Raw genomic sequence first — 13,393 nt, 5'->3', positions numbered from 1 at the left:
GCCTAGCTAGTTAGTCTCGTGATTTTTCTGATTCATACTCCGATGGAGACATTGGGGTATTTTGCGAGGAGGGTGCATCCCAGTTGTGCAAGCCCTCACGCTAAATCTCTCTAAGGTCGGGCGAGGGACTTTGAGCGGGAAGAATTGGCTTCGCTTGCGCCAGGTCATTTTTCTCTGCCCCCTTCTCCCAAGGTTTGGAGGGGTAGGCAGATGAGGGCTGTTACAACCACACTAATACGAAAGTGGGATGCACCTGGTGAGGACGCGGGCAGTTTGAGCCAGCTTGATATTTTTCGAACAACTGCTTAGGGTAAATACTTCTGAACCACCGTCCATCCTGTCCACGACACTAGGACAAACCCTAAAAACAACGCTACATTTGTGCCAATGTGCAGCGATCGGGCCCACGGTCGTTTGGGGCTAATTTGGGTGGCGCTCCAAGCTGAGAGCAATGTTAAGCCTACTACCACCAAACCAGCAGGTAAATGAGCCGAGTGACCCAAGTTACCGTAATAGCCGATCGTACCAATTAAGCCAATGCCAAGTAGTAGCAGTACCAACCCCACCATTGTGCCACCGATTGCATAGTGAACTGGGCGTAGCCACTTAGGGCGCGGTCGGCTGTGATGCCGAGCCACTAACATCCAGGAACCTGTGATAGTCAGCAGCACATAGGCGGTCAAAGATAAGCCCATTGACCAAGCAGCAATACGCCAAAGCCAGAGAAATGAGGGGAGATTCAAGGGATGGGGAGGTGGGGGTAGGGGGTAGGAATGGAGAATCGGGGGTGGGGGATTAGTATCATAGTGTCGATGGTTGGTTCATTCACTCTTTTCATCCCTCATCCTTCATCCCTTTTCCTTTATCTTTCATTTATTCTTTTACCACCTAACCATCAATGGTCATCTACTGTCTAGAGGGTGATGCCTCAGAGAAAAATTTTATACACCAGCCCGATCGCGAGCCAAATCAAGAAGTTGAGGCGTGTTAACTTCAAAGCTTGGCGAATGGCTTCCGCATTGATCGAGCGATTGGGATTTCCCAGGAGGGGCTTTTGTTTTTCGATGCCGCGATAGCGATTAGTTCCGCCGACTTGCACATCTAGAATCGCTGCATACACACATTCACTCCAGCCAGCATTGGGGCTAGGATCTTTGGGAGCATCGCGACAGCATACTCTCCAAACATATCCTGGATTATTGGCTAGGGCACAAAGACTGAATACTACAAAGCGACAAGGAAGCCAAGTTAGCACATCTTCCAGGCGGGCACTGAACCAGCCAAGGTAGGTATAGGGTTCTTCCCGGTAGCCTACCATTGAGTCGAGGGTACTGGCAGCTTTGTAGCCCAGCGCAAAGGAAACTGGACCGATCGGTGTAAAGGTGCCGACGATCGCCCAAAATAACGGAGCCATTACACCATCAGTTGCGTTTTCAGTGACAGTTTCCAATACGGCTCGCAAAATTTCTGAGGGAGACAACTCCTCGGTGTCGCGGCCCACATAGCGTTGTAGTCGTGAACGGGCTGCTGCCACGTCGCCCTGATGCAGGGGTTTCAGCACCTCTTCGGCTGATCGCCGCAAACTGCGTCCGGCAAAACAACTGGCTAACAGAATGCTTTCGATCGCCAGACTGAACCATGCATTGACAAAGCGTGCACCATAGACCAGTCCCCAGCCCACACCAGCACTTAATCCAACCATCAGTACCGCTAGCACCACCCCTGCAATGCGCTGCCCCAATGGATGGTTGATTCGTTTCAAAACCCATTGAGTATACTGCTGGATACCCCACCCCATGATTTGAACCGGGTGCGGCCAATTCCAGGGGTCGCCAATAAGAAAATCGAGGAACGCTGCAATCGCTAGAACCATAACTGCATCATCAGGAGCCAAGAATAGCAAGCTGGCAGGTCAATCAAAGCTTGATCAAGATCAAGATTTTGATCGGTGAGTAGAAGATTAAGTCAGATTAAAGGTACAAGGTGAGGCGACAATTGCCAATTCCCCACATCAGGAATTCGACAGCGTGAAAACTGGTCATAGGATCATAAATTTGACCGATGTATCAACAGAAACACGCTTGAATGGATTGACACATCTTCTCAAACTTCACTCCGCTCCGTTATTTATGACTGCCCGCCTATTTTCAATTACTCTTTACATGTCAAGTTTCTCACAACCGGACAGCTAACACCTCAGAAAGGCTGGCAATGATTGCAAATTCCCAGTTTATATGTCTTAATCAATTCCAAACAAATGAGCATGGAATGCTATTGCTGGGGAGAAGGAAAGATATGACTTTATGTTCCATATGTTCCACATATAGTTGGAGAAACGATCGCCCTGGAAACTATTGAGTTCTCTTGCTCGCTCGAATTGTTGTACGAAGATGTTTGGTTGAACCAGACGCAACTTCTCAGACAGATTCACCTAGCTGAAGATATCAAGTTGTTCTAAATCGTCCGACTCAATGTTTATCTGATAGTTTTCACCCTTTTCATTTGCTTTCTTTTCTTGAGAATTTTTATGATTTTTCTTATTGCCTTGTCGTAATCCGACTGCAATATGTGAATGCTTCTCGATTTGAGTCATTACTTGTTTGGCGCGTTGAATCACCGAAGCAGGTAGTCCGGCCAGTCTTCCGGCTTCAATTCCATAGGATCGATCGGCTCCTCCGGGTTGCACCTGGTGCAGAAAAATGATTTGATCGGGTAGTTCTTTTACCGTGACCTGATAATTCGCTACATTAGCTAAGATAGACGCGAGTTCATTCAGTTCATGGTAATGCGTCGCAAAAATTGTGCGGGACCGAATCTCGATCGCCAAGTATTCTGCCACCGCCCACGCGATCGACAAACCATCGAACGTAGCCGTTCCTCGTCCAATTTCGTCCAATAGTACCAATGATTTTGGCGTAGCATGATTAAGAATATTCGCCGTTTCGTTCATCTCCACCATAAATGTGGATTGTCCAGTGGCCAGATCATCTACTGCGCCGACACGAGTAAAAATCCGATCGCACACGCCCAAGGTTGCTGATTTGGCTGGAACAAAGCTGCCCATTTGCGCCATCAGTTGAATCAAGCCTACCTGCCGCAGATAACAGCTTTTGCCACTGGCGTTGGGGCCGGTGAGGATGATCAGATCGGGAGAATGGGAAGTGGGGAGTAGGGAGTGGGAAGGATCCTCGGTGCTATTGTTCGACTTGCATTTTCCCGATTCCCGATTCCCGATTCCCGATTCCCGATTCCCCAACATTGCTGAATTGGGCACAAAGAATCCGGCAGGCAACGATTGTTCGACGACCGGATGGCGGCCATCAGTGATGTGAATTTCGCGAGTGGGGACGATTTCAGGACGACAATAGCCTTGGTACACGGCAACTTCCGATAAGGCACAAAGCACATCGATCGACGCAACCGCTTGGGCGATCGGACGAATTATTTCGGCGTACTCAGCGACGTTGGATCGCAATTCAATAAAAATGTCATACTCTAGTTTATTTAATACATCTTGAGCATGTTGCAGAGCGGTTTCTTTTTCTTTCAATTCAGTGGTAATGTAGCGTTCTTCGTTGGTTAATGTTTGTTTGCGAATATAGCCCTCTGGAACCTGATCGCCTTTAGCTTTGGCGCGAGAAATGCTGATGTAATATCCAAAGGTTTTGTTATAGCCGACTTTCAAATTGGGAATGCCCGTGCGCTGACGTTCACTCGCTTCTAGTTGGGCAATCCACTGCTGATCGGCTTCCACTTGCCGCCGTAATTCATCCAGTTGTGTATTCACGCCCGATCGAATCAAGTTCCCTTCGGTTAAATACAGCGGCGGTTGTTCGACCAAATGTGCTTGTAAATGTCGTCCCAATTGCTCTAGTTCGGGCGGAACGGATTGCAGTGCTCGCAGATAGGGCGATCGGCCTGCCGCTGCTAAGGCTGCTACCTCTGGCAATTTGCACAAGGAATCACCTAATGCTACTAAATCTCGCGCATTAGCTGTCCCAGATCCGGCCCGCCCAGTTAGCCGTTCCAGATCGTAAATTCGTTTCAATAGCTGCTGAAAATTCTGCCTAAGCGACCCATTCTCGATCAGTTCTTGGATCGTGTCCTGTCTGGCTTGAATCGCCGCAATATCCAGTAGCGGTTGCAGCAGCCAACGCCGCAGCATTCGCCCCCCCATTGCCGTTACGGTGCGATCGAGCGCCCACAGCAGCGATCCGTGAAACGTGCCATCCCGGACGGTTTGCGTAATCTCCAAATTGCGCCGTGTCTGATGATCAATCACCAAATATTCGGTCAGCGTGTAGGTACACAGCGGTTGCAACAGCAGGGAGGAATGGCTGTCTCGATTCTGCTTTTCACCTTCCGTCTTTCGCCTTTCACTCTTTAAGGTATTCTCCAAATATTCCAACAACCCGCCTGCTGCCCGCACGGCCAACGGCAAATGTTCACAGCCCATGCCTTCCAACGATCGCACCCGAAATTTTTCTAGGAGTCGCTGCTTGGCTTCCGCTAGGGCAAATGGCGCTTGTGAGCGCATCGTGTAGCAAAACTGAATTGGCAGACAGTCGGGCAGGTCCGCCGCTACCCGTGATCGAGCCTCCTTATCACCCGGTCGCAGCAGTCCACCCAAATCAGGTGCATTTGTGGGAACCAACACCTCTGACGGTTGCAGCCGCATCAGTTCTTGTGACAATTGTTCCAGTTCACTCGATTGCGTCGTCAGAAATTCCCCCGTTGAGATATCAGCGATCGCCAATCCCCAGTGCGTTCCCGCAATCACCACCGCCGCCAAGTAATTATTGCGACGGGCATTCAACATACCTTCTTCCAGCACCGTTCCGGGCGTAATTACGCGAGTCACTTCCCGCTGCACCAATCGACCCTGCACATCCGCTGCATCTTCCGTTTGATCGCACACGGCCACCGCATAGCCCTTTTCCACTAGCAGCGCACAGTAGCGATCGAGGGCATGGTGGGGAATGCCAGACAAGGGAACGCGCCCAATCTTCTGCCCCGCATCTTTGCTAGTTAAAACAAGCTCCAACTCTCGCGCTACGGTGATCGCATCTTGAAAGAACGTCTCAAAAAAATCGCCCACCCGATACAACAGCAGCGCATGGGGATATTGATCTTTCATCTCCACATAGTGCCGCATCATCGGCGTTAACTCATGGCGATCGACCGATCGATGGTCAGCATAGCGCACCGTATGCTTAACCAGACGTTCCGGCAAATCGCCTAGTAAATTAGATGGAGAATCTGGAGAGGAGGTGTAATCCGTCATTGGTATGAGTGAAGAAACCCTGACCTTTGGATTCTAGCGCTTGTACCAGGGGTTGTACTATGAAAGGGTTGGCAAGAAAGCGGAGGTTATCGACTAGAGGTAAGGGGTAGAGGGCAAAGGGTAATGGATATGGTTGAACGATCGCCAACCCCTATTCCCTATTCTCCTGCTTAACTTTGACAATGCCATCTTTGTCCCCAATGATTATGGATTGTCACCGCTAAGTGCCAGTTTCCCAAACTAATTTGGGCAATAGCCGCTCTTCCTCGTGCCGAATGCCGTAGGTTGCAATCCCTAAAAACTGATCGCCTGCCTCTTGGATTCGATACAGTCGATCGGTTTCTCCGAGGCTTAGCCAAGTAGTAGGGGAAGCTGGTTTTAGCTGTAATGATGTCACCTCTTGCCAGTAAATGCGCTGCCCTTGCCGCCACCGCTGAGCTAAGCTATCCGACAGGACAATCGACGGTAAATGCTGAAGGGCCATAGTGGGTGGAATCGGTTGAAATGTCTTGGTCTCAATCTGCTCGGTCAACGCTTCCAGTGTGAGACTTTGGGATAACTCAAAGCCGCTGCTTTGAGTCCGCAGTAACGCTGCCAACGTGCCACCTGTGCCGATCGCTGCCCCCAAGTCTCGCGCAATCGATCGAATGTAGGTGCCGCTGCCACAGGCAATCCACACATCCAATTCTGGAAATTGACCCGATCGCCAATCCAAAATCTCAATCTGGTAAACCTGCACTGTGCGCATGGGGGCTTCCACCGCTTCACCCGCCCGTGCCAAATCGTACAGCCGCTTTCCTCCCACCTGAATGGCGCTATAGCTGGGGGGAATTTGCTCGATCGTGCCTTGAAACCGAGCCAGATGAGGCTGTACCTGCTCTAGTGTCAGATTATCGGCGGGATGCGTCGCCAACACGTCTCCTTCCAAATCATCGGTTGCCGTTTGCACCCCAAACTGGATCGTTGCCTTGTAGGCCTTGTCCGTCGGCAAATATTGCAATAAGCGCGTTGCCTTACCTACTGCGATCGGCAAAACCCCCGTTGCGGACGGATCTAATGTGCCGCCGTGTCCAACTTTGCGTAGCCGCAGTAGTTTGCGCAACCGAGCCACGCAATCATGAGATGTGAGTCCAAACGGTTTGTTGAGGTTAATGAAGCCTTGCATGATTGGGAAAGAAGGAAGGGGAGTCGGAAGTCGGAACGGGGGTACATTTCACTCTTTGGTCTGCTTTCATCCTTATATCCCCTATTCTTTCACCCTTATCGTGGTCCAAACCCGATTGCTCCGGCATACACGGCTTGTTCTCCTAGTTCGGCTTCAATGCGCAACAGGCGATTATATTTGGCGATGCGTTCGCTGCGGCTGAGGGAGCCGGTTTTGATCTGTCCAGCGCGGGTGGCTACGGAGAGATCGGCGATCGTGGTGTCTTCGGTTTCGCCGGAACGGTGGCTGATGATGGAGGTGTAGCCGTTGCGTTTACCTAAGTCGATCGTTTCCAGGGTTTCGGTAAGGGTGCCAATTTGGTTGAGCTTAATCAAAATCGAATTGCCCACGCCTAAGTCAATGCCTTTGTGCAGGCGTGTGGGATTGGTGACAAACAAATCGTCGCCCACTAGTTGCACCCGGTTGCCCAGTTCTTCGGTGAGTTGTTTCCAGGTTTGCCAATCATCCTCCGATAGTCCATCTTCAATGGAGACGATTGGATAGTCATTTACCAAGCTCACCAGATAATCAATCATCGCGTTAGGAGAGTGGGCCGCGCCATCGTAGATATACTGCCCGTCTTTAAACAGTTCAGTCGCTGCGACATCCAGGGCTAGGGCTACCTGATCGCCGGCGTTATAGCCTGCCTGTTCGATCGCCGTCATCAAGATATCCAGCGCTTCCCGATTAGACTTCAAATTGGGAGCATAGCCGCCTTCGTCGCCTACTCCGGTCAACAGTCCTCTCGTCTTCAACACTGCACTCAGCGAGGCAAAGACTTCGGATCCCCAGCGCAATGCTTCAGCAAAGGTAGGCGCACTGATCGGCACAATCATGAATTCTTGAATATCTACATTGTTATCGGCATGAGCACCACCGTTAATCACATTCATCAGCGGCACGGGCAAGACATTGGCTAGCGTTCCCCCTAGATACCGGTACAGAGGGGTTCCCAAGGCATTAGCAGCGGCTTTGGCTGTGGCCAAAGACACAGCCAAAATGGCATTCGCTCCTAAATTTGCCTTATTAGCCGATCCATCCAGGTCAATTAGGGTGCGATCGATTGCCACTTGCTCCAGCGCATTCATGCCAACCAACGTGGGGACAATTTTTTCTTCAATGTTAATAACTGCCTTGAGAACTCCCTTGCCACCATAGCGACTGGAGTCGCCATCTCGCAGTTCATGGGCTTCAAAGCTGCCGGTTGACGCCCCACTGGGAACCTGTGCCAATCCCACAGCCCCCCCTGATAAATACACTTCGGCTTCGATCGTGGGTCGGCCGCGTGAATCTAAGATTTCCCTAGCTTCAATTTTCTCAATCGACGTGTCTAGCCCTTCCAGCATTCTTAACTTTCCTCTCAGTGCAATCGATTGCTAATGATGTGAATCCAATCTTGTATATCACCTCTCTGTGCATTCGTAACCGTCGTCTACAAGACTTTAGATTCCGATGACTTTCCTAATAGACTTGCAACAGAATGCAGAATAATTAATCCAATCATTGGCTGATCAACAATTGCAAATGAATAGCCGATCGAGCTTGTCCCAGACACGCTTAACCTAGAGACGACAACCGATCGGCCTTGACACGAGAGAATTAAGTTATACTCATTCTCTATCCGGTTACACCGTATGCCGACCTCTTCCAACCTCTCCTTGGCAAGGAAAGGAGCCGTCGGCAGTGGGGTGAATGCGATGCCACCTGACAAAGACTGGGTATTAGTAAACAGAGTTAACAGTTAACAGTGATTGCAGAGTGATAAATTCTACGATCGAATGCGCTCCCAGTGAGAACTACACGTTGTGTCATCATTACCCTGCTGGTGGCATCGTTGTAGAAATTGTTGGTATGGATCTTGGCGCAATTGCACATAGCTCCAAGCTAGTATTCCGCCGAGCACAAGCAGAACTGCAAAGGTAATAGTGGCACGCGCCCAAGCTAGATACTGCTGATAGCGTTCGTCTTCTCCCCACGTCACAGTTGGATCATTGAAACGGAACAGATCGCGACGGAATTTCTGAATCAAATTAACATCAGATTTATTCATTGGAACTCTCCCTGAATCAAGTGATTGTCTTACACACGTAGCGAGTTTGCAGATTAGAGTATCTACAACACGACAGGGAACTTTTCAGGAGATTTTTGATTTTTAAGTCAGACACATGACAAGATTCTTAACAAGTCTGACCACGTTCATGCTGTTGGTAAATCTAGCTAATAGAACCAGCCAATAGAAACTGATCATTGCTTACCCTACTATTGTTCTATCGAATTGGTAGAGCAGGCGACTGTGATCCTGATTCCGTACTTGCGTTTGAACCTGATTCTATGAAAGGGCGGTACTTAGTTGATGACGATCGTGGGGTTTTAAAAGTTCCGCCGGATCGGGGCCAAGCGGGATGACTCCACCCGGATTCAGTGGAAACAAATTGCCATAGTAATCTCGCTTAACGGCTTCCAGGTTGCCAGTTTCAGCAATTCCAGGAAATTGATAGAGATCACGCAAATAAGGACCTAAGTTTGGGTAATCTTGAATGCGCCGACGGTTGCACTTAAAAAGACCATGGTAGACTACATCAAATCGAAATAGGGTAGTAAATAACCGCACATCTACTAGTGTAATGCGATCGCCACAAAGGTAACGTTGTGTTGCCAAGATTGTATCAATATCATCTAGAGTGCTGAACAATTCCTGGCATGCTTGTTCGTAGGCTGCCTGTGTTTGAGCAAAGCCACAGCGATATACACCATTATTCACGCTGTGATAAATCCTCTCATTCCACTGATCAATCGTTGCTTGTAAGTCAGGTGGGTATAGATCGCGATCCGGGTGATTGGCAAAACGGTTAAACGCAGCGTTCAAAATAACGATAATCTCAGCACTCTCATTATTGACGATCGTATTGGTTTGGGTATCCCAAAGTACAGGAACCGTAGAGCGACCTCTGTAACCGGGTTGAGCCAGCTGATACAACTCTGGCAAGCTGCGACACCCTGCGGCATCCTGATTAGTATCAAATACCCAAATCCCTTCATTGGGAGACGGAGAAGCAATCCACAGGGGAATAGTCTCTTCTAGACCTTTCAAAGCCCGGGTCACTAGAGTGCGGTGGGCCCAGGGGCAACCGTAGCCAATGATTAACCGATAGCGATCGATCGCAGGTTGATAGGGATTGTCTGGCTCTGAGCTAACCGTGTGGCGAAATTGGCTAGCAGGGCGAACATACGCTCCAGACGCATCCCGTGGAGCAAGGCGCGACATCATCAAATGCCACAGCGTTGTCCATACGAGTTTTCCTGTGCGAACAACCAAGCCAGGAGGAAGGGCCCGTCCGGGTTTGAGTCCTTTTGTAGAAGAAGGTGACATAGCACTATTGTAGCGTTCCTGCTGCTGCCGCCGACCAAATTCATCCTACTAATATAAGTTTGGTTAATAGCCAGCTTTTCTTATTAGAACTTTACAATGCCCTCATCTACGCCACAATAGTAGAAGCGTAAGGATAAATGCAGATATAAGTCATTTTTAGGAGGGTTTGCTATGGTTGCAGCCGTTCGCCCCCAGAGCCGCTTGACATTACAGACGTTAGAGATTGCTGAGGATACTACCACGATTCGATCGCTAGATTGGGATCGCGATCGGTTTGACATTGAATTTGAGTTACAAAATGGAACAACCTACAATTCTTTCCTCATCCGCGGCGAAAAAATTGCGCTAGTGGATACTTCTCACGAAAAGTTTCGGCAGCTTTATCTCGATGCCGTGCAAGGACTGATTGACCCGACTCAAATTGATTATTTGATTGTCAGCCACACTGAACCCGATCACAGCGGTCTGATTCAGGACATGTTGATGCTGGCTCCTCAGATGATAGTGGTTGGCTCTAAGGTGGCAATTCAGTTTTTGGAAGGCTTTGTGCATGTGCCATTTCAGCGCCAGTTGGTGAAGAGTGGCGATCGGCTGGACTTAGGCAATGGGCACGAGTTAGAGTTTGTCTCGGCTCCTAACTTGCACTGGCCCGACACCATCCTTACCTTTGATCACAAAACGGGCATTCTCTTTACCTGTGATGTGTTCGGGATGCACTACTGTGACGATCGCCCCTACGACGAAGATCTAGAACTGATCGACGCTGACTATAAGTTATATTACGACTGTCTTATGGGCCCCAATGCCCGCTCGGTGCTAGCAGCCCTCAAGCGCATGGCTGACTTGCCGCCAATCGAGACGATCGCCACCGGACACGGGCCACTGCTGCGTTACAACATTCCAGAATTGGTCGAGCGCTATCGCAACTGGAGCCAAGCCCAGGCCAAAGCAGAAACTACGGCTGTGTTGTTCTATGTTTCTGACTATGGTCACAGCAATGAGTTAGTGCACGCGATTGCTCAAGGGATTGCCAAAACAGGCGTTGCCACCGAATTGTTGGATCTGAAACTAGCCGATCCCTACGAAATCATGGCCATGGTGGGTGTAGCAAGCGGCATTGTGATTGGAATGCCACCCCAGTCGGGTGAATTTGCAACGACGGCTCGGGCCGCGTTAAGCACCATCTTGGCAGCCGTAAACCCCAAGCAAACCTTTGGTCTGTTTGAAGTGGGCGGCGGCGATGATGAGTCGGTGCATCCGTTGCGCAACCAGTTTCAGGAGTTGGGCGTGCGCGAAGCCTTTCCACCCATTCTGATTAAAGAACTCTTGACAGAATCAACCCTGCAACTGTGCGAAGAAGCCGGAACTGATATGGGCCAGTGGCTGACTCGCGATCGAGCCGTGAAACAAATGAAGGCCATGGATAACGACCTGGATAAGGCTCTTGGTCGGCTCAGCGGCGGGCTGTACATCATTACCGCTAGAAAGGGGGATGTATCCAGTGCTATGTTGGCCTCATGGGTTGCCCAAGCAAGCATGAAGCCCCCCGGGATTACAATCGCCGTCGCCAAGGATCGCGCAATTGAATCCTTAATGCATGTGGGCGATCGGTTTGTGCTGAACGTGCTAGAAGAAGGCAATTATCAAAGCTTAATGCGGCACTTCCTAAAGCGGTTCCCACCTGGAGCCGATCGATTCGCTGGTGTGAAAACCTATCCTGCCACCAACGGGTCTCCAATTTTGGGCGATGCTCTGGCGTATCTGGAATGTGAAGTAGTCAGTCGGATGGAATGCAGCGATCACTGGATTGTCTACAGCCAAGTGGACCTGGGGCGCGTCTCGAAACTGGATGGACTCACGGCTGTGCACCATCGCAAAGTGGGGAATCACTATTAAAGCTAAGTGGGGGAACGGGTGATAGCGCCATGTGTGACTATTTTGCCCTCACCTCCCCAGCCTTCCTCTCCCAAAGCCAGAAGGGCAAAGAGTCCGCCCCCTTTCTGGCTTCCTGCTCTCACGGGTGGGAACAGGGTCGGGGCTGAGGGCAATGTAGAGTCTACGTAGCACTTTAAATAAAGTCGCAGACCACATTAATAGGAAATCAATCATTCCCAACCAATTCCCAGCCCCGATTACCTATTGCCCATTACCCTTTAACTTGATCTCGATCGTCTGGCCCATCTGGCTGTGGTATGTCTAGCAGATGCCAACGCAGATCTTCAAGTTGCAATAGGTCCTCTTGAATATTCACCCGATCGTCGATCGTCAGCAGGGTCTCTGTCAGAGGAGCGTAGAGTCGGTCAATCTCTTGTTCAATCCGCTGCTGTCCTTCTTGGCGAAAGCGTTCGGAAGGTGTGGTGATGCCGAAATTACCAAAGGCCGCCTGAGCTTGTGCTGCGGTGTTGAACCCCCATAGAGAGGTAGCTGCGATCGATGCAAGGACTACAACGGTTCCTTGTGAGAGACGCTGAGTTGAACAATTACACCATCGTAGATGCGTTAACCTGCAATCAATCAACGGTGATGGATGTAGCGGGTTGTTTGTCATACCTAAAAATCCTGTGGGGGTGGATGGCTCGAACCTACTTCCACCCTAACTAGTTTCTCTGGAATTGAGATGACCCACTTGGGTACTAAATCCTATGGCATGACGAACAACACACGAGCAACACACGGACAACATGATATGAGGATGGCTTGTGATGCGGACTCTGCCCGATCGAGTGGAGAAACTGTGGCGTATCCTCTCCTTTCCTGTGCTGGTTCAGCTATCGCCACACTCTTGAAGCTCAATTGATTCCATTAGATTTATTGATAAATAGAAGCGCTATTTATAAGCCTTGCTGAATTAAGCTAAGAATTGTTGCAGTTAAGTTCAAGGAGCGCCCCATGCAGAATATGCAGAAACTGATGAAGCCCTCTTCCCTAGAGCGATCGGATTGGATTCAACGCGATCGCATCGTTCGTGCCCTTGAAACGGTTCAAGATTTAATCATCATCTCGCTGTGCATTGGGCTGTTTAGCTTCATGGTGATCCAGATGCGAGAAATGTTTCTCTCGCTGTTGCCCCCATTAGATTTTCCGGCGGTAACGGCTGATATTCTGTTTCTGCTGATTTTGGTGGAACTGTTTCGGCTACTGATCATTTATTTGCAAGAGCAGCGTATTTCCATTGGTGTAGCGGTTGAGGTATCGATCGTTTCTATTTTGCGGGAAGTCATTGTGCGAGGCGTGCTGGAAGCACCCGCGAATCAGATTCTCTCAGCTTGCGCTTTTCTGCTAGTGTTGGGAGTATTGCTAGTGATTCGAGTGTGGTTGCCACCAACCTTTGAAGGCATTGATCCAGAACATATTGTATCGATGAAGCGTTTGAAAGAGCTGGCTGAATTGAATGCATCGGAATTAGCCACAAGAAACGGTTCGGCCAGTAATATGACTGGATTAAACAACCATGCTCTAGGTCATTCAGTACCCGCTCGTGAGAGCAAAACTAGTTAGAACATGTGAAGCAAACCTTGATGCAGGTGGGAGCGTA

At 49.7% G+C, this 13,393-nt stretch carries 10 protein-coding genes; 2 read left to right on the top strand and 8 right to left on the bottom strand.

The annotated features are described in order from the left end of the window. Window positions 1-305 precede the first annotated feature (305 nt). From OXH18_RS18025 to OXH18_RS17995, 7 genes are all read right to left on the bottom strand, one after another. The gene (locus tag OXH18_RS18025) at window positions 306-743 is read right to left on the bottom strand and encodes a DUF4079 domain-containing protein (RefSeq protein ID WP_268608612.1); all 438 of its coding nucleotides are present in this window, start codon (window positions 741-743) and stop codon (window positions 306-308) included. Between the two features lie 185 nt (window positions 744-928). Beyond that, window positions 929-1,873, bottom strand: coding sequence for an adenosylcobinamide-phosphate synthase CbiB (gene cbiB / locus OXH18_RS18020; RefSeq protein WP_268608610.1), 945 nt, complete (start codon window positions 1,871-1,873; stop codon window positions 929-931). A 558-nt stretch (window positions 1,874-2,431) separates the two neighbouring features. Then, window positions 2,432-5,284, bottom strand: a complete 2,853-nt coding sequence (gene mutS, locus OXH18_RS18015; protein ID WP_268608608.1) for a DNA mismatch repair protein MutS — start codon at window positions 5,282-5,284, stop codon at window positions 2,432-2,434. Window positions 5,285-5,504: 220 nt separating this feature from the next. Continuing rightward, the gene (gene truB, locus OXH18_RS18010) at window positions 5,505-6,449 is read right to left on the bottom strand and encodes a tRNA pseudouridine(55) synthase TruB (RefSeq protein ID WP_268608607.1); all 945 of its coding nucleotides are present in this window, start codon (window positions 6,447-6,449) and stop codon (window positions 5,505-5,507) included. 95 nt (window positions 6,450-6,544) lie between these two features. Next, window positions 6,545-7,834 (bottom strand): phosphopyruvate hydratase, encoded by a 1,290-nt coding sequence (gene eno / locus OXH18_RS18005; protein ID WP_268608606.1) that lies wholly within the window; start codon window positions 7,832-7,834, stop codon window positions 6,545-6,547. Window positions 7,835-8,256: 422 nt separating this feature from the next. Continuing rightward, entirely contained in the window at window positions 8,257-8,538 is a 282-nt protein-coding gene (locus tag OXH18_RS18000) for a hypothetical protein (RefSeq protein WP_268608605.1), read from the bottom strand. Window positions 8,539-8,817: 279 nt separating this feature from the next. Further along, window positions 8,818-9,858 carry a glutathione S-transferase family protein gene (locus tag OXH18_RS17995; protein WP_268608603.1) on the bottom strand — a complete coding sequence of 347 codons (1,041 nt, stop codon included), beginning with the start codon at window positions 9,856-9,858 and terminating at the stop codon, window positions 8,818-8,820. A gap of 171 nt (window positions 9,859-10,029) precedes the next feature. Between OXH18_RS17995 and OXH18_RS17990 the strand changes: the two genes are divergently transcribed. Then, window positions 10,030-11,754, top strand: a complete 1,725-nt coding sequence (locus tag OXH18_RS17990; protein ID WP_268608601.1) for a diflavin flavoprotein — start codon at window positions 10,030-10,032, stop codon at window positions 11,752-11,754. A gap of 250 nt (window positions 11,755-12,004) precedes the next feature. Here the strand turns inward: OXH18_RS17990 and OXH18_RS17985 are convergent, their stop codons facing one another. Further along, window positions 12,005-12,406: a hypothetical protein gene (locus OXH18_RS17985; protein ID WP_268608599.1), complete on the bottom strand. Its 402-nt coding sequence runs from the start codon at window positions 12,404-12,406 to the stop codon at window positions 12,005-12,007. A gap of 350 nt (window positions 12,407-12,756) precedes the next feature. Here OXH18_RS17985 and OXH18_RS17980 point away from each other — a divergent pair, with 350 nt between their 5' ends. Continuing rightward, entirely contained in the window at window positions 12,757-13,356 is a 600-nt protein-coding gene (locus tag OXH18_RS17980; RefSeq protein WP_268613208.1) for a phosphate-starvation-inducible PsiE family protein, read from the top strand. Window positions 13,357-13,393 lie beyond the last annotated feature (37 nt).

Origin of the sequence: Thermocoleostomius sinensis A174 (assembly GCF_026802175.1) — a bacterium.
GTDB lineage: Bacteria > Cyanobacteriota > Cyanobacteriia > Elainellales > Elainellaceae > Thermocoleostomius > Thermocoleostomius sinensis.
Note: the sequence above shows the minus strand (reverse complement) of the source record. Positions and strands in the feature narration are given on the sequence as shown.